This window comes from Ruoffia tabacinasalis, assembly GCF_005864045.1.
GTDB classification, from domain to species: Bacteria; Bacillota; Bacilli; order Lactobacillales; family Aerococcaceae; genus Ruoffia; species Ruoffia tabacinasalis.
In genome coordinates this window covers 1-25,564 of record NZ_VBSP01000033.1, presented here as the reverse complement: position 1 = coordinate 25,564, position 25,564 = coordinate 1, and the positions used below count along the sequence as shown (strand labels likewise).

The 25,564-nt window shown below is 36.2% G+C and carries 18 protein-coding genes, 20 tRNA genes, 1 rRNA gene, 1 pseudogene, 1 riboswitch and 1 other annotated feature; of the genes and pseudogenes, 35 read left to right on the top strand and 5 right to left on the bottom strand.

The features are described from left to right. Window positions 1-150 precede the first annotated feature (150 nt). The 22 genes from rrf to FEZ33_RS08735 all read left to right on the top strand — a co-directional run bounded on the left by rrf (window position 151) and on the right by FEZ33_RS08735 (window position 3,087). Window positions 151-266: ribosomal RNA gene (gene rrf, locus FEZ33_RS08840) — 5S ribosomal RNA — on the top strand. A 14-nt stretch (window positions 267-280) separates the two neighbouring features. Next, window positions 281-353, top strand: a tRNA-Val gene (locus FEZ33_RS08835). A gap of 8 nt (window positions 354-361) precedes the next feature. Beyond that, a tRNA-Lys gene (locus tag FEZ33_RS08830) sits at window positions 362-434 on the top strand. Window positions 435-455: 21 nt separating this feature from the next. After that, window positions 456-537: transfer RNA gene (locus FEZ33_RS08825), tRNA-Leu, on the top strand. A gap of 13 nt (window positions 538-550) precedes the next feature. Beyond that, window positions 551-623, top strand: a tRNA-Thr gene (locus FEZ33_RS08820). A gap of 5 nt (window positions 624-628) precedes the next feature. Next, window positions 629-700, top strand: a tRNA-Gly gene (locus FEZ33_RS08815). Between the two features lie 28 nt (window positions 701-728). Beyond that, window positions 729-814 (top strand) — tRNA-Leu (locus FEZ33_RS08810). A 35-nt stretch (window positions 815-849) separates the two neighbouring features. After that, window positions 850-923 (top strand) — tRNA-Arg (locus FEZ33_RS08805). A gap of 10 nt (window positions 924-933) precedes the next feature. Then, a tRNA-Pro gene (locus tag FEZ33_RS08800) sits at window positions 934-1,007 on the top strand. 10 nt (window positions 1,008-1,017) lie between these two features. Continuing rightward, a tRNA-Ala gene (locus tag FEZ33_RS08795) sits at window positions 1,018-1,090 on the top strand. A 15-nt stretch (window positions 1,091-1,105) separates the two neighbouring features. Next, window positions 1,106-1,179: transfer RNA gene (locus FEZ33_RS08790), tRNA-Met, on the top strand. A gap of 4 nt (window positions 1,180-1,183) precedes the next feature. After that, window positions 1,184-1,257 (top strand) — tRNA-Ile (locus tag FEZ33_RS08785). Window positions 1,258-1,291: 34 nt separating this feature from the next. Further along, a tRNA-Ser gene (locus FEZ33_RS08780) sits at window positions 1,292-1,381 on the top strand. Window positions 1,382-1,393: 12 nt separating this feature from the next. Next, window positions 1,394-1,466, top strand: a tRNA-Met gene (locus FEZ33_RS08775). 39 nt (window positions 1,467-1,505) lie between these two features. Continuing rightward, a tRNA-Gly gene (locus FEZ33_RS08770) sits at window positions 1,506-1,576 on the top strand. Between the two features lie 13 nt (window positions 1,577-1,589). Then, window positions 1,590-1,663: transfer RNA gene (locus tag FEZ33_RS08765), tRNA-Ile, on the top strand. 33 nt (window positions 1,664-1,696) lie between these two features. Next, a tRNA-Ser gene (locus tag FEZ33_RS08760) sits at window positions 1,697-1,785 on the top strand. Window positions 1,786-1,834: 49 nt separating this feature from the next. Next, window positions 1,835-1,906, top strand: a tRNA-Glu gene (locus tag FEZ33_RS08755). Between the two features lie 19 nt (window positions 1,907-1,925). Continuing rightward, window positions 1,926-2,015: transfer RNA gene (locus FEZ33_RS08750), tRNA-Ser, on the top strand. Window positions 2,016-2,042: 27 nt separating this feature from the next. After that, window positions 2,043-2,115: transfer RNA gene (locus FEZ33_RS08745), tRNA-Asp, on the top strand. 9 nt (window positions 2,116-2,124) lie between these two features. After that, window positions 2,125-2,195: transfer RNA gene (locus FEZ33_RS08740), tRNA-Gly, on the top strand. 382 nt (window positions 2,196-2,577) lie between these two features. Then, window positions 2,578-3,087 (top strand): CsbD family protein, encoded by a 510-nt coding sequence (locus FEZ33_RS08735; RefSeq protein WP_138405024.1) that lies wholly within the window; start codon window positions 2,578-2,580, stop codon window positions 3,085-3,087. A gap of 66 nt (window positions 3,088-3,153) precedes the next feature. On the opposite strand, the gene FEZ33_RS08730 is transcribed toward FEZ33_RS08735, so the two are convergent. Then, the gene (locus FEZ33_RS08730; protein WP_138405023.1) at window positions 3,154-3,954 is read right to left on the bottom strand and encodes a hypothetical protein; all 801 of its coding nucleotides are present in this window, start codon (window positions 3,952-3,954) and stop codon (window positions 3,154-3,156) included. A gap of 292 nt (window positions 3,955-4,246) precedes the next feature. Further along, window positions 4,247-4,337, top strand: a riboswitch (SMK box riboswitch). Between FEZ33_RS08730 and metK the strand changes: the two genes are divergently transcribed. Next, a complete protein-coding gene (metK, locus tag FEZ33_RS08725) occupies window positions 4,335-5,516 on the top strand; it encodes a methionine adenosyltransferase (RefSeq protein ID WP_212746683.1) in 1,182 nt (393 codons plus the stop codon). It overlaps the preceding riboswitch by 3 nt. Window positions 5,517-5,572: 56 nt before the next feature. Here metK and FEZ33_RS08720 read toward each other — a convergent pair whose 3' ends face one another. From FEZ33_RS08720 to mnmM, 3 genes are all read right to left on the bottom strand, one after another. Next, window positions 5,573-6,265, bottom strand: coding sequence for an FMN-binding protein (locus FEZ33_RS08720; RefSeq protein ID WP_138405021.1), 693 nt, complete (start codon window positions 6,263-6,265; stop codon window positions 5,573-5,575). Window positions 6,266-6,292: 27 nt separating this feature from the next. Then, the gene (locus tag FEZ33_RS08715) at window positions 6,293-7,633 is read right to left on the bottom strand and encodes a ferredoxin reductase family protein (RefSeq protein ID WP_138405020.1); all 1,341 of its coding nucleotides are present in this window, start codon (window positions 7,631-7,633) and stop codon (window positions 6,293-6,295) included. 190 nt (window positions 7,634-7,823) lie between these two features. Beyond that, a complete protein-coding gene (gene mnmM, locus FEZ33_RS08710) occupies window positions 7,824-8,396 on the bottom strand; it encodes a tRNA 5-(aminomethyl)-2-thiouridylate-methyltransferase MnmM (RefSeq protein ID WP_138405019.1) in 573 nt (190 codons plus the stop codon). A 148-nt stretch (window positions 8,397-8,544) separates the two neighbouring features. Between mnmM and FEZ33_RS08705 the strand changes: the two genes are divergently transcribed. The 12 genes from FEZ33_RS08705 (at window position 8,545) to FEZ33_RS08655 (ending at window position 25,404) form a co-directional block, all read left to right on the top strand. After that, window positions 8,545-10,182, top strand: coding sequence for a LysM peptidoglycan-binding domain-containing protein (locus tag FEZ33_RS08705; protein ID WP_138405018.1), 1,638 nt, complete (start codon window positions 8,545-8,547; stop codon window positions 10,180-10,182). A 35-nt stretch (window positions 10,183-10,217) separates the two neighbouring features. Continuing rightward, window positions 10,218-10,423, top strand: a binding site (T-box leader). A gap of 147 nt (window positions 10,424-10,570) precedes the next feature. Continuing rightward, window positions 10,571-12,988 (top strand): leucine--tRNA ligase, encoded by a 2,418-nt coding sequence (leuS, locus tag FEZ33_RS08700; RefSeq protein ID WP_138405017.1) that lies wholly within the window; start codon window positions 10,571-10,573, stop codon window positions 12,986-12,988. Window positions 12,989-13,006: 18 nt separating this feature from the next. Next, entirely contained in the window at window positions 13,007-15,913 is a 2,907-nt protein-coding gene (locus FEZ33_RS08695; protein ID WP_138405016.1) for a polysaccharide biosynthesis protein, read from the top strand. Further along, window positions 15,913-16,638 carry a pseudouridine synthase gene (locus FEZ33_RS08690; protein WP_138405015.1) on the top strand — a complete coding sequence of 242 codons (726 nt, stop codon included), beginning with the start codon at window positions 15,913-15,915 and terminating at the stop codon, window positions 16,636-16,638. The genes FEZ33_RS08695 and FEZ33_RS08690 overlap by 1 nt, the downstream gene beginning before the upstream one ends. Window positions 16,639-16,814: 176 nt before the next feature. After that, window positions 16,815-18,227, top strand: coding sequence for a dipeptidase PepV (gene pepV / locus FEZ33_RS08685; protein WP_138405014.1), 1,413 nt, complete (start codon window positions 16,815-16,817; stop codon window positions 18,225-18,227). Window position 18,228: 1 nt separating this feature from the next. After that, window positions 18,229-19,008, top strand: coding sequence for a TrmH family RNA methyltransferase (locus FEZ33_RS08680; protein ID WP_138405013.1), 780 nt, complete (start codon window positions 18,229-18,231; stop codon window positions 19,006-19,008). A gap of 109 nt (window positions 19,009-19,117) precedes the next feature. Continuing rightward, complete coding sequence (locus tag FEZ33_RS08675; RefSeq protein WP_235888802.1) at window positions 19,118-19,636, top strand: HD domain-containing protein; 519 nt, start codon at window positions 19,118-19,120, stop codon at window positions 19,634-19,636. A 326-nt stretch (window positions 19,637-19,962) separates the two neighbouring features. Then, window positions 19,963-21,030: a phenylalanine--tRNA ligase subunit alpha gene (gene pheS, locus FEZ33_RS08670; protein ID WP_138405012.1), complete on the top strand. Its 1,068-nt coding sequence runs from the start codon at window positions 19,963-19,965 to the stop codon at window positions 21,028-21,030. Between the two features lies 1 nt (window position 21,031). Next, the gene (pheT, locus tag FEZ33_RS08665; protein WP_138405011.1) at window positions 21,032-23,452 is read left to right on the top strand and encodes a phenylalanine--tRNA ligase subunit beta; all 2,421 of its coding nucleotides are present in this window, start codon (window positions 21,032-21,034) and stop codon (window positions 23,450-23,452) included. Between the two features lie 397 nt (window positions 23,453-23,849). Further along, window positions 23,850-24,800: a hypothetical protein gene (locus FEZ33_RS08660; RefSeq protein ID WP_138405010.1), complete on the top strand. Its 951-nt coding sequence runs from the start codon at window positions 23,850-23,852 to the stop codon at window positions 24,798-24,800. A 62-nt stretch (window positions 24,801-24,862) separates the two neighbouring features. After that, window positions 24,863-24,970, top strand: a complete 108-nt coding sequence (locus FEZ33_RS12590) for a class III lanthipeptide (RefSeq protein WP_212746682.1) — start codon at window positions 24,863-24,865, stop codon at window positions 24,968-24,970. Window positions 24,971-25,095: 125 nt separating this feature from the next. Beyond that, entirely contained in the window at window positions 25,096-25,404 is a 309-nt protein-coding gene (locus FEZ33_RS08655; protein WP_138405009.1) for a class III lanthionine synthetase LanKC N-terminal domain-containing protein, read from the top strand. Here FEZ33_RS08655 and FEZ33_RS08650 read toward each other — a convergent pair. Beyond that, window positions 25,368-25,564 (bottom strand): annotated as a pseudogene (locus FEZ33_RS08650) (IS30 family transposase); the annotation flags it as partial. The gene FEZ33_RS08655 and the pseudogene FEZ33_RS08650 sit on opposite strands and share 37 nt — an antisense overlap.

Below are 25,564 nucleotides of genomic sequence, written 5' to 3'. Positions count from 1 at the left end.
CGAAGTGGAAGTGCAGTAATGTACGGAGCGGACGAGTACTAATCGGTCGAGGACTTAACCACGAACCAATTCAGGTTTAGCAGGTAAGAAAACACAAGTTGATATTCAGTTTTGAGTGATCTAAGTAGATTACTTATATAACAAACAATGTGTGGTGATGGTAGCAAGAAGGATACACCTGTTCCCATGCCGAACACAGCAGTTAAGCTTCTTAGCGCCGATGGTAGTTGGACCTTTGGTCCTGTGAGAGTAGGTCGTTGCCATGTATTGTTTATATATTGGAGGATTAGCTCAGCTGGGAGAGCGTCTGCCTTACAAGCAGGATGTCGGCGGTTCGATCCCGTCATCCTCCATGTCTCAAGAGTCGTTAGCTCAGTTGGTAGAGCATCTGACTTTTAATCAGAGGGTCACAGGTTCGATCCCTGTACGACTCATTCTCTTATAAAGAGACAAACGCGGGTGTGGCGGAATTGGCAGACGCACTAGATTTAGGATCTAGCGCCTTCGGGCGTGGGGGTTCAAGTCCCTTCACCCGCATTTAACTTAATAAGCCGGCTTAGCTCAGTTGGTAGAGCATCTGATTTGTAATCAGAGGGTCGAGGGTTCAACTCCTTTAGCCGGCATCAACGCGGAAATAGCTCAGTGGTAGAGCACCACCTTGCCAAGGTGGGGGTCGCGGGTTCGAACCCCGTTTTCCGCTTTGCCAAGAGAAGTAAATTCGGCATATTGCCGGGGTGGCGGAACTGGCAGACGCACAGGACTTAAAATCCTGCGGTGGGTGACTACCGTGCCGGTTCGATTCCGGCCCTCGGCATAACACTTAGTTATGTGTTAAAGTAATAGAAAAGAGCACCCTTAGCTCAATTGGATAGAGTACCTGACTACGAATCAGGCGGTTGTAGGTTCGACTCCTACAGGGTGCGTTTATAATTTCGGGAAGTAGCTCAGCTTGGTAGAGCACTTGGTTTGGGACCAAGGGGTCGCAGGTTCGAATCCTGTCTTCCCGATCGATATTATGGGGAATTAGCTCAGCTGGGAGAGCGCCTGCCTTGCACGCAGGAGGTCAGCGGTTCGATCCCGCTATTCTCCATTAATATTTTATAAAGGCGGTGTAGCTCAGCTGGCTAGAGCGTCCGGTTCATACCCGGGAGGTCATGGGTTCGATCCCCTTCGCCGCTATATAGGACCTTTAGCTCAGTTGGTTAGAGCAGACGGCTCATAACCGTCCGGTCGTAGGTTCGAGTCCTACAAGGTCCATTGAAGACCGTAAAAAACACATAATATATATTTTGGAGGATTACCCAAGTCCGGCTGAAGGGAACGGTCTTGAAAACCGTCAGGCGTGTAAAAGCGCGCAAGGGTTCGAATCCCTTATCCTCCTTTTAAACATTATCGCGGGGTGGAGAAGCTGGCATCTCGTCGGGCTCATAACCCGAAGGTCGTAGGTTCGAATCCTACCCCCGCAATTTTATCTTAATACTAAACTTAACTACTTACTTAATTATGCGGGTGTAGTTTAGTGGTAAAACTACAGCCTTCCAAGCTGTTGTCGCGAGTTCGATTCTCGTCACCCGCTTTTAATTTCATACGGGCCTGTAGCTCAGTTGGTTAGAGCGCACCCCTGATAAGGGTGAGGTCGGTGGTTCGAATCCACTCAGGCCCATTAGTGATATTAAAACTATAAAATTTTGGATTTGGGGAAGTACTCAAGAGGCTGAAGAGGCGCCCCTGCTAAGGGTGTAGGTCGGTTTTGCCGGCGCGAGGGTTCAAATCCCTCCTTCTCCGTAAGTTTTATATTCGTATTATTGCTAAAACTTAATATTTATATTGTTTTGGTCCGTTGGTCAAGCGGTTAAGACACCGCCCTTTCACGGCGGTAACACGGGTTCGAGTCCCGTACGGATCATTAATTTTACTTTCATCACGGAGGATTACCCAAGTCCGGCTGAAGGGAACGGTCTTGAAAACCGTCAGGCGTGTAAAAGCGCGCAAGGGTTCGAATCCCTTATCCTCCTTATTGATTTTAAAATTAAAAATACATTGGTCCGGTGGTGTAGGGGTTAACATGCCTGCCTGTCACGCAGGAGATCGCGGGTTCAAATCCCGTCCGGACCGTTATATTATGCGGGTGTAGTTTAGTGGTAAAACTACAGCCTTCCAAGCTGTTGTCGCGAGTTCGATTCTCGTCACCCGCTTAATGATTCAAAGAACGCTTGGCGTTCTTTTTTTGTGTTCAGGTATTTATGATTCGTTTCATGGATGCCTTTTTAATTTTTTAGAAGATGATAAGTATAATCCTTAAAGCAATTTTATATAATATAATATTATACTATCATTTTACTGACGTAGTATATTTGATAAAATTTTCAAAATATTTCTCAATACAATAATTAAATTTTATATAATTGTAGTAAATATAATCCTTTATTATTTTTGAATTGTTGTTATTTTTATAGTATAAATTGAGCAGTTTGATAAACAAGATCAATTCTTATATTTTTTGGAAGCGGTTTTATTGATTAAAATCATTTAATTTGCTATATTAAAATTATAAACAAATTAAATGGAGGTAACGATATGTCTGATACATGGAAAAACTTAGAAGGTCAAAAAGACGAAATTGTTGGAAAAGTTAAAGAAGTGTTTGGTAAAGCAACTGATGATGCTGAAACTCAAGCAAAAGGTATTGCACAACAGGTTGAAGGTGAAGCTAAACAAGCCGTTGCATCTGGTCGAGGTCATGTTGATGAAATTCGTGAAAACTACAAAGATCGAGCGGATTCAGCTGTCGAAGATGTAAAGCGCCAAGTAGGTGAAACTCGAGAGAGTGTTCATACTTCAGCAGATGAGAACTTAAAAGAAGCGATTGATGAAGGAAAACAATTAAAAGAAGAAGCTGCGCGTAAAGCTGAAGAATTACGTCAAAACGCAATTGCTGAAGGCGAAGAGCAACGTGAAGAAGCTCGAGAAAAGTCTACTAAAGCTTATGAAGAAGCAGATGAAATTGAAGCTCGTGTAAATCAATCAATTGATGAAGCAGCTGAAAGTCGTGAAGAAAGCGAAAAAGAAGACAACAACACCCTATAAAAATCAAAACAAAAAGAACGAATAAAATGACTAAAGTTTTCCTTTTAGCATTTCATTCGTTCTTTTTTAATACAATTGACTCAAACTGTATAATAATGTGAAAATTAAGGTTACTGCGTGAATATAATTCATTTTGTTTTGTGTTTGTTTTTCATGTTGTGTTTTAACAAGTAAAGGTAACATCGTTACGGCGCTTAGTAAAACAAATAGAATTTGAACAATATAATAAGATGAAGAAGGTAATGAGAAGTAGAACCCGCTTAATAATGCAAGGGCACAAACTACTAAACTAACAACTGGGAACCGTTGAAAAACGGTTATTTGTTTGAAATTAATAATGATATTCTTCAAATTAAATACTTCTAAGTTTAAAACAATAAACATTAATACAATCGGAATAGTATTAATTAAAAATGTTTGTGTTACTGCAAATGTTTGTGAATTATACGCAATCACATTCATCATAAAACCATTAAAGAATACAGATAATAAAAAGTGATAAATTGTACCAGTCATCTTAAACGGCATATACTGCACATGAATGAATACAATATAAAAGACGAGCAGAACACTGATGATCCAGTGTGAATTAAACATAAAGATAATGGTACTAATTAACAATATACCTTCAAGTACATACAATAAGACATTAGGCGCTACTTCTGGTGTTTGTTTGTCGATTCGTAAATATAGGAAATGATCTATTAATTGACCAAACACGACAATTAGAAACAACAGTAACATTGGAAGCCACCGAATGGATTCAGTATGGCTAGCTCCTAGAATTAATCCAAAAAGTATGGATGCTAGGGTCGAAACAAATATTTTAACGTACGGATTCTGTAAAAAGCGAGTTATTAACTTCATTGACTATACCTTTCATATAAAAAATTCGATAGCTTAACTATCATTATTTTATTAATACTTATTTGTCTGATATTCATTCTCCAAAGATAAAGATAGAATATCACCTCATCTTAACTTGATTGACTTAATACGTTGAGTTGATTACACTCAGTTACTATCGTAAAGATGAGTTATCTTTATACATTCTATCATTAATTTCGTATCTATGCTAAAAATATTGGTACCAATTTAATCATTTATCTAGTTTCTATCACTTATAGTGTGAATGCCTATTGTTGTGTGATATAATGGCATTCGTTACAAATCAAAAGTCCCGATAGGGTTCACTTGATTTAAAGTGAATATGCCTTGTAACCAAATAATATAGTGGGGGAGACATTATGAAGGAAAGAAAATTATTTACATCGGAGTCTGTGACTGAAGGACATCCAGATAAGATTGCTGATCAAATTAGTGATGCGATTTTAGATGCGATTTTAGCTCAAGATCCTAATGCGCGTGTTGCTTGTGAGACAGCAGTGAATACTGGATTAGTTCTAGTTTTTGGAGAAATTACGACAACAGCTTATGTTGATATTCAACAAATTGTACGTAAGAAAATCGCCGAGATTGGTTATGTTAACTTTAAATACGGATTTGATGCTGACAATGTAGCGGTATTAGTATCCTTAGATGAGCAATCACCTGATATTGCTGTGGGAGTAGACGATGCTTTAGAGACAAGAGATGAAGAAGAGCAAAGTTTAATTGGAGCAGGAGATCAGGGGATTATGTTCGGTTTCGCAACAAATGAAACAGAAGAATATATGCCTTTACCTATCTCATTAAGTCATAAATTAGCGCAACAATTAGCAAAAGTTAGAAAAGAAGAGATTTTACCGTATTTAGGTCCTGATGGAAAAACACAAGTGACGGTTGAGTTTAATGAAGACGATACAATAAAGCGCATTGATAATCTTGTTATTAGTACACAACATAGTAATGATGTGGAACTTAGTCAAGTTAGAGAAGATGTTATTGAGCATGTCATTAAACCGGTCGTGAATACAGAGTGGTTAGATGAAGAAACAACGTACTTTATTAACCCAACAGGTAAATTCGTTATTGGTGGACCCGTTGGAGACTCAGGTTTAACTGGGCGTAAAATTATTGTAGATACTTACGGGGGATCTGCCCATCACGGTGGTGGAGCTTTCTCTGGAAAAGACGCGACAAAAGTCGATCGTTCAGCCAGTTATGCTGCACGTTATGTTGCTAAAAATCTTGTAGCAGCTGGAGTTGCAAGTAAAGTTGAGCTTCAATTAGCTTATGCAATTGGGGTTAGTGAACCAACGTCAATTTCATTAAATACTTTTGGTACAAGTAGTTATTCTGATGATGTCATCATTAAGATAATTCGTGATACATTTGACTTATCACCTTCGGGTATTATTTCAATGCTAGATCTTAGACGTCCTATATATGCAGGAACAGCTGCATATGGACATTTTGGGCGTACTGATTTAGATTTACCTTGGGAACAATTAGATAAGGTTGATTTAATCCAATCACAATTAAACTAGATAATATAATAACCCCTTTAGAACAGCTGTCTAATAGCTTTCTAAAGGGGTTTTTGTTAATTTTGAGATAGGGCGTCGTTTACAGCTTCGACAATCGCTTCAGATGTGAAAGTAGCACCAGAAACTGTCTCTACATCTAATGAATTCGTATTGATAATTTGATCTGGTACTTGGTCGAAGGCTGGATCAGAAAGGCCTTCCGTTTCAAGATGAGAAACGACGTTAACATCTGTAATTTCTTGATTTTCTACTGTGACATCGACGGTCATAAGACCATTGTGTCCTTCGGAAGTTCCCGTATAAGTGCCATCAGAAACGTCTTCGAGAGCTATAGCTTCAGAACTTCCACCAGAATCCTCTGCCAAGGCATTATTGACAGCATTGATAATGGCTTCAGAAGTAAAGGTAGCTCCAGAGACAATCTCAACATCCGTTGAATTTGATTCTATGATTTGTTCTGGAACTTGTTCGAAAGCAGGATCCGAGATGCCTTCTGTCTCACTATGTTCAGTGACATCAATTTGACTTATTTCACCATTCTCTACTGTTACATCCAGTGTTAACTGATCATTATGACCTTCAGCAGATCCGGTGAAAGTACCATCTGATACTTCCGCTGTGTCAACTTGAGCACTCTCATCATCGCCGCTATTAAAAATAAATTCATTTGTAAACAATAAAGTCGTTAGTAGCCAAACAAGGATGGATACAAATATAACTTGTATGATAAAAGATAATTTATTAGTCATATACTTTTCCTTTCTATTAATAGGTGACTAGAAACCAAATTCATCCAGATAAATATGATTATCAGGGACATTTTGATTATCTAATAAAGTTTTTGAAGCATTTAACATGGGTGGTGGTCCACAGACAAAGAATTTGGCAGATTGATAAAGTGAACTTACACCAAGTTCTTCTAAATATTCATGCGTGATAAAGCCATGAGGGAAGCCCTCAACTTCTTGATTTGAAAAGATAATATCATAAGAGAAATTTGGATTTGCAGCTTTCATTGTTTCAAATTCTTCAATCATAAACATATCTTCTTCAATCGCTAAGCCCCAAACTAGATGAATTCTACGGTTTGAGTTCTTTTCATGTTCGTGGCGTAAGATACTTAAATTAGGTGTTAAACCAATTCCTCCCGCTAATAAGACAAAAGGATCCTCGGATTCTTGTACTTCATCTGGGAAGAAATTTCCGTAAGGACCTTCTAGAGTAGCGATATCTCCGACATTGACATTTTGTAAAGAACCAGTCCAATCTCCAGCTTCTTTAATCATAAACTCAATTGAATTCGAATAATCAGATGTTATTGCACTTGATGCTGAGAAAGGGTGTCCTTCAGTTGTGATATCAGCATTTTTGAAACGAATAAAGAAATAATCTCCTGGTACGTATGGTTTAATCGAACCATTTTTCGGTTCAAATTCTAATACCCATAATGAAGGTGTCCCTTGTTTAATACTTTTCAATTCAAACTTTGGTGCGAAAGATAATTTTAATTTCCAAATAACATAATAACCTAATATAGCAACAGTATAGATAGTCAGAAGTGTCATAAATAGTGTATTTTCATTTAGAAATGGGAGTAAGAATAAATGAAAATATATTGCAACAATGGCTACAATAGAAAGTCTATGAAGCCATAAGCTCAATTCGCGATTAAAGACTGACTCTTTCCATTTTCGTAATAGTGGAATTCGATCAATGAATATACCCGAAAGTGAGAATATACCTGTAAACATGACAATAATTAATGAAAAGACAGCGAGGAATCCCGTTTGAGAAACAGTTGACATCTTAGTAATCCAACGGAAGCCATTCCATTGGATAATAATATGGATAACACCCATAATCGAAAGAACAACACCCATTAATGCGTGAATTTCATACATTTCAGGCATGCCAAAGTATTTTTCTATAAATCGTGGGCGTGATCCCATGAATGTGACTGTTAACATCATGGTGTAAGCAAGTAACCCTGAAGAATAGGAAATTAACTGTAAAACGGACATTGAATCACTCTGGGCTAAGATTGAGCCCAATAACATTGCAAACATGACAAGAGAAATACCTGGGAATAACCAGTCATAAAATTTATTTGTATGCATAATTTAACCCCTTTACTAATTTATTGAAAGTAGCATAATAAAACTTGTAATTATTTTAACACATAATTTTAATGCTAAAAAGTATTTAATATGAAAAAATAGATAGACAAATAAAATTATCTATTTTTTTTAAAAAGGGTCTACAATATTTCAAATAAAAAAATAAGTAAAAAAAAAAAGAAAGAATAAATTATTTTATTCTTTCAATAACTAAGAGCATTGGGGGATGATTTATTTGATTGATAAATTGATACGCCAATACTTGATATTTTTCTTGTGGGAATTTTTCTAATTTTTCAAACAAATTATTTTTTTCGGTCATACCATTTTCATGCCCAGAATATATAACTAGGATAATTTGTCCGTGAATAGCCAAATTACCTAATATATCTTGAACCGCTTTAAAGGTACTTGGAAATTCTGTCGTGACATTATGATCGCCACCTGGAAGATAGCCTAAGTTAAAAATAGCACTTTGGACTAGATTGTCTTCAATATATTCAGAAACTTTATCGTGAGAATCTAAAATAAATTTATAGGATGCTTTTGTAGAATGATCTAATGATTCAATTCGTTTAGTTGAATTTTGGATGGCTATTTCTTGAATATCAAAGCCAATAAGAGAACCTGTGAAATCTTTTAATGATAGTAGAAAGGCACTGTCGTGGCCATTCCCAAGGGTTCCATCAATAAATAATCCTTGGGGATTTTTGTGAACCTGTTGTTTTAATAGTTGATGACTGTATTGTAAAGCGTTATACATTTTATATTCCTCCTCTGTTACATTTATGTTACATATATTAAAACTAAAATAAAAGACCAGAAATGTGAACTTTTAATGAATTAAATTAGCTATAATAGACGAAGATTATAATATATTATTATATAGTTTGATAGTGGAGGGTAATTAAGTGAAAAGTAGACATGAAATAATGAAAGCCAAGGCAAAATTAGTAAACCAAAATAAAGCTAAAAAGGCGATGAAACATATCAATGCTGGATTAGTGCTTATGGCTGCAGGTGCTGTCTTAAGTCATGTGTCAGCGAATGACACTGTTGTTGTACAAGCACAATCAAGTAGTCGTGTTAGCCAATCAGATTTTTTAGGATTAATTACGGATTACGCAAAACAAATTGCTGCTGAAAATGACTTGTACGCATCAGTAATGATTGCCCAAGCTGCATTAGAATCAGGATGGGGTAATAGTACTTTATCAAAAGCACCTAACTACAATTTATTTGGTATTAAAGGTGAATACAACGGAAACTCTGTTGTAAAAGATACATTAGAAGACGATGGATCTGGAGAGTATTATCAAATTCAAGATGCTTTCCGTCGTTACGATAATTATGGTGAATCTTTAACTGACTACGCGTCGTTATTAACAGGGGATAATGATGTCAATAACTGGCGTTATAACTTCTATTCAGGTGCACGTTACAGCAATACGAATTCGTATCAAGATGCAACGACTCATTTAACTGGTCGTTACGCAACTGATACTCGTTACGGGGACAAATTAAATCGTATCATTGCTGAAAATAATTTAACACAATATGATTTAGCTAGTTCTGATAAACCAGTCAGCGTAGTTCCTTCTACACCAGAATCTAATACAGGTTCAAACGAAGCGGGTTCAATTGCGGGAACTTATACTGTTAAAGAAGGAGACGGTTTCTGGGGTATTGCACGTCGTTTTGGAACGACAGTTGAAGCCCTTAAAGCTGCGAACGGTACAACTAGTAATTTAATTCATCCAGGTCAAGTCATTAAATTACCTGGTAACTCAACAATTGTTGAAAAACCAAGTACACCACCAACAAACTCAGATAACACTTTGGAAAACACTGAAGCAATTACAAGTGTGGGTGGTTCATATACAATTAAACGTGGCGATGGCTTATACGCGATTGCTCGTAAACATGGTATGACGTTGAACCAACTTAAATCATTAAATGGATTATCAAGTAACTTAATCCATCCAGGACAAGTATTAAAAGTAAGTGGAGCAACTCAAGGAAACACTGAGTCTTCAACTAATACGTCACCGAATACAGATTCAACAAATACTAAACCAACTGAACCTACAAACAATGGTGGTTCAACGAATACATCTGGTTCATACTCAGTTAAGGCTGGCGACGGTCTATACCGTATCGCAGTAAACCATGGTATGTCATTAAATCAATTGAAAGCATTAAACGGCTTATCAAGCAATTTAATTCAACCAGGACAAGTACTAAAAGTTTCAGGTGCTACAACAAGTACACCAGCTTCTACAGTAGAAGCTAACGAAGTATCACAACCAACTGTTGTTGAAGAGGACAATACGCCAACAACAATTGTTGAACCTGAAGCGGCGCCAGTCGTTGAAGAAACAGTCGTAGAAGAGACCGTTGAAGCTCCGACAAACTCTTCATATACAGTAGCTGTTGGCGATACTTTATTTAGTATTGCACGTCGTAATGGATTAAATGTTAATGAATTAATTGAAAAAAATAACGGTTCAACAACAATCTTTATTGGACAAACAATTGGATTGAACTAATACAGTTAGTTTGATATAATTCAAAAAGAATTTATATAAAACTTTACTTAGAAATAGTAAATAAAGTCATTGTTTAGAGAGCTTATGGTTGGTGAAAATAAGTCAATCGCTTTGTTGAACTCGTCTAATTAGGTGCTTACTTGAAAGTAATGATAGAGTAAGCCGTGTTGACCGCGTTAAGGTACTTAAGATGACATTATTGTCATAAACATAGGTGGTACCGCGGTCACTCGCCCTATATTATTTAGTGAATATGCTAGATAATATAGGGTGTTTTTTATTTTTTGAGAGAATTTTGTTTTAATATAGATTAAAACAGTGCAATTTTCACTTTTTATTGTAAATATTGTATAATGAAAAAGAATATATAGATTATTGGAGGAAGAAAATGAGTTATCAACATCGTATCATTGAAAAGAAATGGCAAGAATATTGGGACAAGAATGAAACATTTAAAACAAAGGATCGTGGTGTCGATCATCCTAAATATTATGCGCTAGATATGTTCCCATATCCATCAGGACAAGGTTTACACGTTGGGCATCCAGAAGGGTATACAGCAACTGATGTGATTGCTCGTATGAAGCGTGCTCAAGGTTTTGATGTTTTACATCCAATGGGATGGGATGCTTTTGGTCTGCCAGCAGAGCAATATGCCTTAGATACAGGGAATAACCCGGCTGATTTTACAGAACACAATATCCAAACATTTAAACGTCAAATCAAATCACTTGGTTTTAGTTACGATTGGGACCGCGAGATTAATACAACGGATCCAAATTACTATAAGTGGACACAATGGATTTTTACTAAATTATTCGAAAAAGGTTTAGCTTATCAAGATGATGTGATGGTTAACTGGTGTCCGGCATTAGGAACCGTATTAGCGAATGAAGAAGTTATTGATGGTGTTTCTGAGCGTGGGGGACATCCTGTGTACAGACGCCCAATGAAACAATGGGTTCTTAAAATTACTGAATATGCTGAAAGATTAATTGAAGATTTAGATGAAGTTAACTGGCCAGACAGTGTGAAAGAAATGCAAAAACATTGGGTTGGTAAATCTGAAGGTGCTATGATTAAATTCCAAGTTGCAGGTTCAGATAAAGTCATCGAATCATATACTACGCGACCTGATACGTTATTCGGAACTTCTTATGTCGTATTAGCACCGGAATTGGATATTGTATATGACTTAATGACTCCAGAACAAGAAGAAGCAGTCCGTGCATATATTAGTGAAGTTGAAACTAAGAGTGAATTAGAACGTACATCATTAAATAAAGATAAAACAGGTGTATTTACAGGGTCATATGTGATTAACCCAGCAACAAAACAAGAAATTCCAATTTGGATTGCTGATTACGTGATTGCTTCCTATGGTACGGGTGCGGTTATGGGTTCAGCAGCTCATGATGAACGTGATTTTGCATTCGCCACTAAATATGACCTACCTATTGTACCAGTGATTGAAGGGCCAGAAAAAGAAGTGCCATATTATGGCGATGGACCACACATCAACTCTGAATTCTTAGATGGATTAAACATAGAAGATGCAATCCAAAAGATGAATACTTGGTTAGAAGAGAATGATTTCGGTGAACGCCAAATCAATTATCGCTTACGTGATTGGGTGTTCTCTCGTCAACGTTATTGGGGAGAACCGATTCCAGTGATTCATTGGGAAGATGGGACAACAACAGCTGTTCCTGAAAATCAGCTACCAGTTACTTTACCAGTAACAGACAAAATTCAACCAAGCGGAACTGGAGAATCACCATTAGCAAACATTGAAGAGTGGGTTAACGTTACAGATCCAGAAACAGGAATGAAAGGCCGTCGTGAAACAAATACAATGCCACAATGGGCAGGTAGTTCATGGTACTTCCTACGCTTTATGGATCCTCACAATGAAGACGCATTGGTTTCTCAAGAAGCTTTAGAAAAATGGGAGAATGTTGATTTATATATTGGTGGAGCTGAGCACGCTGTACTTCATTTATTATACGCTCGCTTCTGGCATAAATTCCTTTATGATATCGGTGTCGTTCCAACGAAAGAACCATTCCAAAAATTATTTAACCAAGGTATGATTCTAGGTGAAAACAATGAAAAAATGTCTAAATCAAAAGGGAATGTTGTTAACCCAGATGATGTAGTGAATGAATATGGAGCAGATACATTACGTGTTTACGAAATGTTCATGGGTCCATTAGACGCTTCAATTGCTTGGAGCGAGAATGGATTAGAAGGTAGCCGTCGTTTCTTAGATCGTGTATGGCGTCTATTAATTAACGAAGATACTTTAGCATTGGCAGATAGTGTCAAAGAGTCAGATAGTAAAGAGTTAGAAAAAGTTTATCACCAAACAGTTAAAAAAGTGACTGAAGATTATGAACAATTACATTTTAATACAGCAATCTCACAAATGATGATTTTCTTAAATGAAGCTAAAGATGCGGATGCTTTACCAATTCAATTTGTTGAAGGTTTTGTAAAATTACTTGCACCATTAGCACCACACTTAGCAGAAGAGATTTGGGAAAAACTAGGTCATACTGAAAGTATTTCAGAAGAAGCATGGCCAACGTTTGTTGAAGAATTAACTGTGGATGACCAAGTAGAAATTGTTATTCAAGTGATGGGTAAATTAGTTACAAGATTAGATATTGATGTTAACCTAGATAAAGAAGTAGTTGAGGAATTGGCTTTAAGTCAAGAGTCTGTACAAGAAGCCATTAAAGGGAAAACAATCCGTAAAGTAATTGTTGTACCGAATCGTTTGGTGAACATAGTAGCAAACTAGTTTAAAGGAGGAAGTGCTATGAGTAAACAGCACAATGATCGAGATAACTCGAATGATTTATCTAATCAACAACCTTACAATAGAGACGAATTTCAGACCATAGAGTTTACCGAAGAAGAGAAGAATATCCTACGTCGGCCGAATCGACAGCCAATCGATGGAGATTATTTTGCTCAAACTGAAATGACTAAGGAAGAATTAGAGAATCTAGATCGACCCGAAAGAGATGAAGATTTAGATGAAGCAAGGACATCTGAAGCTGAACCATCATCTAGCACACCGACTGTGAATGAATTTCGTTATAAGCCCTTGCGTGAACGAAATAGAGAAAAAGAAATGTTGGAAAAGGAAAAGGAACAACAAGAAAAGCAAAAACCAAAAGAGAGAAAAAAATTATTTGGTGATGTATTTAAACCAACATATGAAGAACGCTACGATCTAACAGAGTTGGAAGATATTACAGATTATAATCAATTCCAAGAAAGTGAAAAAAGATTGTCAGAAGAGAAAGAAAGGAAAGATTCTGTATTTAAAAATCTTTTCTCTCGTAAGGCAGAAGACCATTCCGAAGTTGAAGGTATGGATTACTCGGATTCAATTGAAACTGACAATTTTGAAGTTAAAGAATCAGAAAAGAGCGAGACAGGACTTTTCAGTTCTGTGAAAAACTTATTCTCTTCTTCTGATGAAACCGATGAATCTGAAGTTAAACAAGAAGAAGCAGAACAAGATGCGAAAGATAATCTTGAATTCGAAGAATCAGTGAATCAAACCGATTGGTTAAATCAAGATAATTATACGGAAGAATTAGTTACAGAAGAGGAGCTGACACCAGATTACAGCGACTTAGATGAGGAAGAATCAATTGAAGCTGATTTAGTTTATGAAGAAGATCAAGAAGTTTATCCAGCAGAAAGTGGTATCGAAGCTAGCTATCAATCAGGAGATAATGCATCTGACGAAGACGAAGAGAATTTCGATGAAGCTGATGCGATGGATATCACTGATTTGGATGAGGACGAATCTCAATCAGAAACATCTTTAGAATTTGAAGACGAAATCACTTCATCGGACTTTGATGAAGAAGAGGAAGTAATCAGTGAATCTGACTCTCAACCAGATATCGATGAACAATTTAAAGATAAAGACCTCACTGACGAAGAATTAGATCAATTAAGTGAGAAGATTAGCCAAGATACAGATATCATTGAAAACCCCATTCTAACGGATCAAGTATTAAATGAGTATTACTCTCAAAACGATACGGTCATTGAGGAACGACTCGAAGAGGAATCGGATGAAGAAGACGAGAAGTCAGGGATTACAAGTGGTGCTTCTTGGCTAACTATTGGTAATGTTCTCTCTCGTGTCATTGGAGCGCTTTATGTCATTCCATGGGCAACATGGTTAGGAGCTGAATATACGCAAGCCAACGTACTATATAGTGCGGGTTACAAGCCATATTCATTAATGCTGGCAATAGCGACGGCTGGTTTCCCAAGTTCAATTGCAAAACAAATGGCTTATTATCACTCTTTAAAAGAGTACAAAACAGCTGATAAGCTCTTCAAAAACAGTATAATTATTATGTTGTTAACAGGGGTGCTATCAGGCGGATTGTTATTTTTAATCGCGCCAATATTAGCCGAAAATACATCAACAACCAATGTTGAAGGAGCGACGATGGTTATTCGTTCATTATCACCGGCACTATTAATTCTTCCGGCAATGAGCATACTCCGTGGTTATTTCCAAGGATTTAATGACATGAAACCAACCGCTATTTCTCAGATTATTGAACAATTTGCTCGTGTTGGATACTTATTAGCAGCTACTTACGCCATTATGATGATTTATAGTGGTGAAGTAACTCAAGCTGTTGTTCACTCAACATTTGCGGCCTTTATTGGAGCTCTAGGAGCACTATTATATTTAATATTTGAATATATTAGACGCTTACCAGTAGCTAAACGCTTAATTGCTAAATCGGCAAACAATGTGAACTTAGACTTTAAAGAAAGTATCAAAATTATGGTTGTCGATAGTATTCCATTTATCTTATTAGGATCAGGAATTATTATCGCTCAGTTAATTGATACATATACTTTCGGACAAATATTAGAATCAACGTCAGCCTTACTATTCACTGAGATTGAAGAACTCTATGGGGTTCTAAGTTTAGATGTGGATAAACTTGTGATGATTATTATTTCATTAGCAGTTGCGTTAGCTTCTTCATTAGTACCCGTTATTTCGAAGAAATTTGCACAAAGAAATATTGCAGGTACGAGCGAATTAGTTGAACATATTACGGTATTATTCAGTATCGTCATGATTCCAGCAGCATTAGGAATGGCATCAATTGCTAATAATATTTACTATTTATTCTATCCAAATGGATCAGAAGCAGGGCCAGGACTTTTAATTACAGCCTCAATTTCTAGTATCGTACTAGGGGCTTATACGGTGTTCTCGACAATCTTACAATCGATGAATTATCGTCGCTTAGCGGTACGTTTCCTATTAATTGGACTTGTAGTTAAAGCAATTTTACAATTCCCATTTGTTGCTTTATTTGAAGCACATGGTGCGTTAGTTTCAACGGCTATTGGTTTCTTAGTTTCAACTGTATTGATGTGGATCAAGTTGAGTCGTGAATTAGACTTTAATTACCCTAGATTGAATAGCAGTATCATCAAGATACTCATTGCTTCGGCATTAATGACAGTTTCAGCAGCTATGTGGAATCAATCATTAAACCTTCTATTCGGTCCTGTTGGACGCGGATTTACTTTCCTTAAAATCGTCATTGTCATCATTATGGCAGTACTTGTTTATGGAAGTGTTCTCGGTATTATGAACATGTTATCAGTCTTAATTGGTAATCGATTTAAAGATATTCAAGATAAAATGAGGTTAATGTAATGAGATTAGATAAATTATTAAGTCATGCAGGATATGGCTCACGAAAAGATGTAAAAAAAATTATTGTGAGTGGTTCAATAACTGTAAATGATAAAGTAATCAAAAAAGTGGGACACAATGTGGATCCAGAAATTGATACAATTCAATACATGAACGAGCCTGTTTTATATCAAGAATACTACTATGTCATGTTAAATAAACCAGATGGGATTATTAGCGCGACAGAAGATAGAGAATATGAAACGGTGATTGACTGGGTTGAATTAGACTTTGGCCATGCTCAACTCTTTCCAGTTGGAAGATTGGATATAGATACAACTGGTTTCCTTCTTTTGACGAATAACGGACAATTAGCACATCAATTACTTTCACCCAAGAAAAAAGTGAAGAAGCGTTATGAAGCTCTAATTGAAGGCGTGGTGACAGAAGAAGATATTCAAAAGTTTGACAAAGGACTTGATTTGGGTGATTTTATTACTCAGTCAGCGAATTTAGAAATACTTGAAGTACACCCTGAAATTTCCCAAACATTAATTCATGTGGAGATTACTGAAGGTAAATTCCATCAAGTAAAGCGTATGTTTGAAGCGGTGGGCAAGGAAGTTATCCAATTGCACCGTATTTCTATGGGCCCTTTAAAGCTTGACCCCGAGTTAGCTCTTGGTGACTACCGAGAATTAACAGAAGCGGAGATGGATCTATTAGTTCCATACGGCTTAGAGTAGTTTATCGAAGGTTAATGAATAAGAAATTGCATGTTAAAAAAACAATTCTTATATTCATTAGCCTTTTTATTATGGAATGAAAAAATGTTCATTGTGAATAAGTTATTTAACTTTTTGCAACAAGAGATTAGTGATAGAATAGTAATAATGAAATTAGTGAAGGAGCATTATTCATAATGAAAAATATAAATTGGTTACAAGAAGTAGAATCACGTCAAGACGTCTTACTTAAAGATTTATTTCGAATTCTGGAAGTAGAATCAATCAGAGAAGATGACTTAGCGACAGAGGAAGCACCTGTGGGACCAGGTCCGAAACGTGCTTTAGAAGAGTTTCTTGCGATGGCCAAAGAAGACGGTTTTGAAACTGAACAATTTGGACCTTGGGCTGGTCATGTGAAAGTGGGCGACGGAGACGAGCTCTTAGGTGTTTTAGGACACGTGGATGTTGTCCCTGTAGGGACTGGTTGGGATACGGATCCATTTAAACCAGAGATTATTAATAAACGTATTTACGCTCGTGGTTCTAGTGATGATAAAGGGCCAACAGTGGCAGCTTACTTTGCAGTTAAATTATTACGAGAACTAGGTGTAAAATTCAACAAACGCATTCACTTAATTGTTGGAACTGATGAAGAAAGTGGATGGCAATGTATGGATTATTACTTCCAACATGCGCCTATGCCAGATTTAGGCTTCTCACCAGATGCGACTTTCCCAATTATTAATGGTGAAAAAGGGAATGTATCAGCCATCTTTGATTTAAAATTAGGTGAAACACTCGAAGCAGACAATCATTTAGTTAAATTAACAGCCGGCTTACGTGCGAATATGGTACCACAAGATGCCACAGCAATTATTCAAACGAATGATGCTGCTAACCTATCTAAAGCATTCCAAGAGTTTATTGATGAGCATGATGCTTTATCTGGAGACAGCAGTATTGAAGGAGATCAATTAACATTAGACTTAGTAGGTAAAGCAGCCCACGGTTCGACACCTGAAAAAGGTGTGAACGCTGGAACTCATTTAGCGAAGTTCTTAGAAAACTATGCATTTGATTCAAAAGGCGCTCAAGATACAATTCAGTTATTAGCGCGTGAATTATTTGAAGGCTTCGATGGAAGTAACATCGGTGTGAATTACACACATGAAGTCATGGGCGATGTGTCAATGAATGTGGGTATCATTGATTTTGATGACGCACAAGGTGCTAACATTGACGCGAACTTCCGTTTTCCAAAAGGAACAAACCCAGAAACAATTCAAGAACAAATTAATACGCATCTATTAGCCTATGATGCGACAGTGACAATGTCTGATTCAAAAGAACCTCATTATGTCCCAGGTGATGATCCATTAGTTCAAACACTTCTTGATGTATATGAAAGACAAACAGGTGAAAAAGGTGTTGAACAAACGATTGGTGGAGGAACATACGCCCGCTTAATGCCTAGAGGAGTTGCATATGGTGCCTTATTCCCAGATTCAATTGATACAATGCACCAAGCAAACGAATTTATTGCTTTAGAAGATTTATTCAGAGCGACGGCTATTTACGCTGAAGCAATCTATGAGTTAACACGTTAATATGTTAGAGAAAGAAATTATCCGCTCGAAGCAAAACGCACAAGTTAAAGCTTGGAAGAAGTTACTTACGAGCAAAGGGCGTAAGAAAAGTCAAAGTTTCTTGATTGAAGGTACCCATTTAGCATTAGAAGCAATTGAATGGAAAGTTCCAGTAAAGCAGTGGATTATGACAGAAGCCTATTATCAACAGAATAGTCAGGCATTAAGCCTCTCATCAGAAGCACCCATTACAGTGATTGATGATGATATCGCCAAAGAACTATCCGCTACTCAAACACCACAAGGCGTTTTTGCTGAAGTTGAAGCGACAGGAAAGCAATCTGAATTGGTCAAAGGGGCACGCTATTTACTAGTAGATAAGGTGCAAGATCCTGGTAATTTAGGAACAATGATTCGTACCGCAGATGCGGCAGGTTATGATGCGATAATTATCGGAGAAGGATCTGTAGATATCTATAATGAGAAAGTCGTCCGTTCAACCCAAGGTTCTTTATGGCATTTACCTGTCATTGTAATGCCTTTACCTCAAGCGATTGAAGAATTAAAAGCTATAGGAGTACAAGTATTAACTACTGCCTTAAATAAAGAGGCCATCTCTTATAAAGAGACAGATCAAACAATGCCTGTAGCGATTGTAGTAGGTAATGAGGGGCAAGGTGTAAGTGAAGAAATTCAAGCAATCAGTGATCAATTAATCTTCATTCCCATGCTAGGCAATGCAGAGTCGTTAAATGTAGGTGTAGCGACTGGAATTTTATTATTCCATTATATTAAAATGTAATTATTACAGTTATGTTTCATGAACTTTATGTAATATTAATATTATCTTCATACTTTATTTGAATTATTGTTGTATAATAAATGCAATCACAATATTTGGAGGAATATATTTGACTTTAAAATGGCAAAAAGATCCGGAATATTTAGCTCTCGTTGAGGATTTATTAGATCACGAGTTGGTTCAAAAATTAGAAATGTACAAGCATCACCAAGTAACTAACCGCTTATTACACTCATTATCGGTTTCTTACCGTAGTTACCGTTGGGCTAAACGACTAAAATTGAATACAAAAGCTATTGCTAGAGCTGGACTATTGCATGATTTATTTTTCTACGATTGCGAAACAAAGCATGAAGTAGGAGGAAAAGGTCATAATTTCGAACATCCACGTATTGCATTAGAAAACGCAAAAAAACTTACAGAGTTATCTGAGTTAGAATGCGACATTATATTGAAGCATATGGCTGGAGCAACACGCGACGTGCCTAAATATGCTGAAAGTTGGATTGTTACTTTAATGGATAAACACAGTTGTATTGCAGAATTAACGACCGGAGCATTTAGCTTCATTTATCGTCATACTGTCAAAGCCATGGACGTAGCATACAATCCAAATCAAATGAATTAATCAGTTTGACTTTAATATAAAGAGTTACTATAATAAGATAATGAATTATTAAACATATAGAAGAAACTAGTAAGAACCGCCATCGACAGGGATATTTAGCATTGACTGAAACTAAATAACATAAGCCGGTTTCTTACGTTCAATTTCGGAGTGGATCTGTAAAGAATTCTTATTAGAATTTGAAAAAGATACCTAAAGCCTAGGTTACCGGCGTAAGAGCTTAGTTAATTATTCTTTAACTAAGAATTAGGGTGGTACCACGGTAGCGCGTCCCTTTTTAGGGGCGTGCTTTTTTTTATGTATTCATTTAAAAAAAGGAGAAAAACATGACATCAACTATTGAACAATTAAAGTCATCAATTGAAGCTTTAGCACAAGATGCTGCTAAAGAAATTCAAGCGAGTGACTCAACTAATGCACTTCAATCAATTCGAGTAAAATTTACTGGAAAAAAAGGTGAATTAACTCAATATACGAAAGAAATGCGCCACTTATCTAATGAAGAAAAGCCAGAATTAGGTAAAGCGATACAAAATTTCCATTCAATCTTCAATGAAGCCTTTGAGAAACAAACAGCGCTCATTAAAGCGAAAGAGTTAGAACAGCAATTAGCAAATGAAACGATTGATGTGACATTACCAGGGTATGCTCAACCATACGGCACACGACATATCTTAACGCAAACTTTAGAAGAAATTGAAGATTTCTTTTTAGGGATGGGTTATCAAGTTGTCGAAGGTCCAGAAGTGGAATTAGACTCTTATAACTTTGAACGTATGAACTTACCAAAGAATCATCCAGCGCGAGATATGCAAGATACATTCTATGTAGATGATGAAGTACTTTTACGTACACATACGTCACCAGTACAAGCACGTACAATGGAAGTCCATAATTTTGAAGAAGACGGCCCATTAAAAATGATCAGTCCAGGTAAAGTGTTCCGTCGTGATAGTGATGATGCAACGCATTCACACCAATTCCAACAAGTGGAAGGCTTAGTGATTGCTGAAGATATCACATTGGCTGATTTAAAAGGGACATTATTATTATTAGTTCAAAGATTATTTGGTGAAGAACGTGAAATTCGTCTTCGTCCAAGTTTCTTCCCCTTTACAGAACCATCAGTAGAGGTTGATGTGAGCTGCTTTAAGTGTGGTGGAGAAGGATGTTCTGTATGTAAACAAACAGGTTGGATTGAAATTTTAGGCGCTGGAATTGTTCACCCGCGCGTTCTAGAAATGTCTGGGATTGAAGTTGAGAAATATAGCGGTTTTGCGTTTGGTTTAGGAATTGAACGTGTCGCAATGCTTAAATATAACATCGACGATATTCGTCATTTCTATCAAAATGATTTAAGATTCTTAAAACAATTTAAAGGAGGTCAAAACTAATATGTTAATTTCACTCGAATGGTTAAGTGACTTCCTAGACCTATCAGATATTACAGGCTTAGAATTAGCTGAACGTATGTCAAGAACAGGAATTGAAGTTGAATCCGTTGAAAATATTGGTAAAGGTTTAAATAATATTGTTGTCGGTGAGGTTGTAGAACTTGTGCCACATCAAGATAGTGATCACTTAAATGTGGCACAAGTTAATGTAGGTAGCAGTGATTTAAGTCAAATCGTCTGTGGAGCTCCAAACATTAAACAAGGTCAAAAAGTAATTGTTGCCTTACCAGGCGCAGTATTGCCTGGCGGACTGGAAATATTAGAAAGTACATTACGCGGTGTGGACTCAAATGGTATGATTTGTTCTTTACAAGAGCTTGGCTTTAGTGACAGTGTTGTTGCTAAAGAATATGCCAAAGGGATCTTTATCTTACCTGAAGATGCCCCAGTAGGCGAAGACATTGTGTCATATATGAAATTAGATGACGATATTATTGAATTAGATATTACACCTAACCGTGCTGATGCTTTAAGTATGTATGGAACAGCTTACGAAGTGGGAGCAATTTATGATCAAAAACCACAATTTAATTTAATTGAAGAGCGAGACTTTGCAAAAGATTCTAAATTGGGACAAGTTCAAATTGAAGTTGAAAGTCCAGAATTATCAAATGCGTACCAAATCCGTTTAATTGAGGACGTCGAAGTAAAAGCGAGCCCACTTTGGGTACAACTCCGTTTAATGAAAGCTGGAATACGTCCGGTAAATAATATTGTTGATACAACAAATTACTTCTTATTATTATATGGACAGCCTATGCATGCATTTGACTTTGATCAATTAGAGTCAAAAACAATTAAAGTAAAGTCAGCAGCTAAAGGAGATACTTTAACAACTCTTGACGGTGTTGAAAGAACATTAGAACCAACGGATACAGTCATTGCATCAGGAGACCAACCTATTGCTTTAGCAGGTGTTATGGGTGGTTTAGATTCGGAAGTGACGAACAATACTAAGAATGTCTTATTAGAGACAGCTATATTTGATTCACAACGAGTTCGTTCGTCATCTAAGAAATTTGCTTTACGTTCTGAATCAAGTGCTCGCTTTGAAAAAGGAATCAACGTAAGTAAATTAAATGAGTCAGGCGAACAAGCAGCTTTATTAATGGCTCAATTATCAGGTGGTCAAATCGCTGATGGTGTCAAAGAGTTTAATCAACTTAACACAGACAACGTTCAAATTAGCGTTCATAATAATTCTCCAGAGAAGAAATTAGGTATTTCTTTAACGAAAGACGACATCATTAAAATTATTGATCGTTTAGGCTTTGAAGTTGAGTTTAATGAAGAAGCGTTTATCGTTGATGTTCCAGCAAGACGTTGGGATATTTCAATTGAAGCGGATATCTTGGAAGAAATTGCTCGTATCTATGGTTATGATAATATTCCAACAACATTACCGACAACACCGAGTCAACCAGGGCGTTTAACTCAAAAACAACAATTAATTCGTAAAACACGTACCGTAGCTGAAGGCTTAGGCTTAAACCAAGCCATTACGTATGTCTTAACATCTAAAGAACATGCAAGTTTATTAAAATCAGACGCGCATTCTTTAGTAGAGTTAGAATTGCCAATGAGTGAAGAACGTACGGTTCTAAGACAAAGCATGTTCCCAGCTTTAATGGAAATTGCACAATATAACCAAGCACGTCAAAATAAAGATTTAGCTTTCTATGAAGCAGGACGTGTCTTCTTTGGACAAGGTACACATGTTCAACCTAAAGAAGAAGAACGCTTAGCGATTCTACTTTCTGGTGAATATAAAGGATCTCAATGGTATGAAAGTAAAAAGAATTATGACTTCTACGTACTAAAAGGTATGTTAGAAACATACTTTGAAAGCTTACGAGTTGCTTCAGAAATTGAATTTAAACCGACATCAGAGATTGATGTGATGCATCCAGGTCGAACAGCGATCGTTTCATTAGCGGGTGAAGATATTGGATTTATGGGACAAATTCATCCATTAGTGGCGGAAAAATTTGACTTAAATCAAGCAACATTCTTCGCTGAGATTGAATTAGATAAATTAGTTGCTTATCCAACAGCTGATTTAGTTCAAACTCCAATTGCTAAATACCCATCAACGTCACGTGACTTAGCTTTATTAGTTGATGATACGTTACTGCATCATGAATTAAATTCAACGATCGCAGAAAATGGAGGGCAGTACTTAGTTTCAATTGAGCTATTTGACCGTTATGTTGGAGAGAACATTCCAGAAGGTAAGCAATCATTGGCTTATCATATGACTTTCCAAAATCCAAATGAAACATTAAAAGACGAAGATATCGAAAAAGTAATGACTAACATTACGGATGCTTTGAAAGAAATAGAAGGCCTAGAAATTAGATAATGATATAAAAACAGCATTTATTTTTATAAGTGCTGTTTTTGTAATATTCTTTCACTTTTTATGCATATTCTCCAAAAAAATATGTCATAATCTTCATAAAATGCTTAATCGCATATAAAAGATTTATGCAAAATATTATACAATAATAGGTGTATATACTAATAAATATAGACGGTTATAAAAATATTGAAATTAATTAAAAGCAACATTCCGCATTGTGTCAATAAAGTTACGAATATGAATAGTTTATTGAAAATATATTAAAGCGCTTATATCAATATGTTATAAGGACTTTATGTCGAGGTATATCATTTGTAAAAAATAAAAATAATGATTATGATGGGTACAACATAAATATTTTATTTCTTTTTATTTATGATTATAAGGAGGATTAATTATGAAAAAACAATTGAAAAAATTAATTTTAGGAATATTAAGTGCAGGTTTAGTTTTATCATTAGCACCCGCAACTATTTTTGCAAGTGAGACTACTGAGACAAGCGAAGAAACTGAAGAGGTAGCATCAGAAGAGACAGAAGAATCTACTGAAGAAACTGAATCAACTGAGGAAACTTCAGAAGAGTCTACAGAAGATACTGAAGCAACAGAAGGTGAAGAAGATTTAACACCAAGTGCAAACAATCCTTACACAGAAGCTGAAATTACAGAATTAATCAAGCCTACTGAAGAATGGGATCCAAACTTAGTATTAGAAAGAGCAGACTTAGAAGCAGGTTATCAAGAAGTATTAGATACAGCGAAAGAACGCTCAACGAATGGTGAAGTGAATTTAACGTTTGATGAAGTAGTAGAAATTATGGGTGACGATCCAACATCTGTATCTGAATCAGATAATGGAGAAATCTTTAGATATGTTTCAATTGAAGACGACATCGTACAAGTTGTTCGTTTCCAAACATATATTAACTCTGAAGATAATGGACCAGAATTAACAAACATTGAATACCAATACAAGACAGCTAAAATGTTTGAACGCTTAGAAACTACCATTGAAGATTTACAAACTTTATTCAATGAAGGTGACTTAGCAGCATTTACTGATATGTTTGGCCAACCAGAAGTAGTAACAACATCACTATTCCCTGAACGCTATACTGAAGCATTATTATGGTCAGTTGTTGGGAATGAAGACGTTGAAGTTGGAGAAATTGCAGCAGTTGAAGTTCAAACTGAAAATGATGAGTTAACAAACTTAGCATACTATGAACAAGAAGAAGAAGCTTCTACTGAATCAGATGATTCAGCAACAGAAGACGATTCAGCAGCTGAAACTTCAGAAGAAGAATCAACTGAAGAAGAGACGACTGAAGAAGAAAGTGCAGAATAATAAAATTGTATCAAACTAACTCCAATTAGCTTGTAACAAATTAATACGAGGAGGTGAGAACCATGGAACAGGTATTAGAATTGCAAAAACTGGATTTAGATAATAATGTTTCACCCATGAGCAGTAGTAATAGTAATAATTGTGGAGATATAATTATCATTACTGATTAATGATGACAATCAAAAGATAAAAAGTTCTCCTACAAAAAATGTAGGAGAACTTTTTATCTATTATTAACTGTTTCAATAAATCAAGGAGCTATAAGAACGAATAAAAATTGAAAGCAGGAAATTATATGTCTAGAACTAAAAGCATTTACAATGAGACCTTAGCAAGCAAATATAATAATAAAGATATACTATCTAAATCTGTAGATAAAATACTAGATGATCAATGGAATTTCTATGAGAAAGATATTTTTATTAATTGTAATTTTTCAGTCAATGAAATACCTGATCAAGGGTGGAAAATCCATGTATCTTGTACTTTAAAAAATGCATTGGATATATTGAATATTGTTACAGAAACATTAAAAAAGGAAAAAGTGAATTTTAAATATTTGATTTGTCAAATTAAGCTAGACAAAACTGTTTCATCTAAGTAACTCAAAAATACTTCCAACGGTGTTCGGTAGTGTAAGGATTTCCGTGGAATCGTGTTCCGTTTGTGTGCAATCGATGACACAAAGCTTTGGTCTACTTGATTAAAGTCCATTCCTTTTGGCAGTCCGTCTCTGCGTAATAAACCATTGGAATTCTCATTCA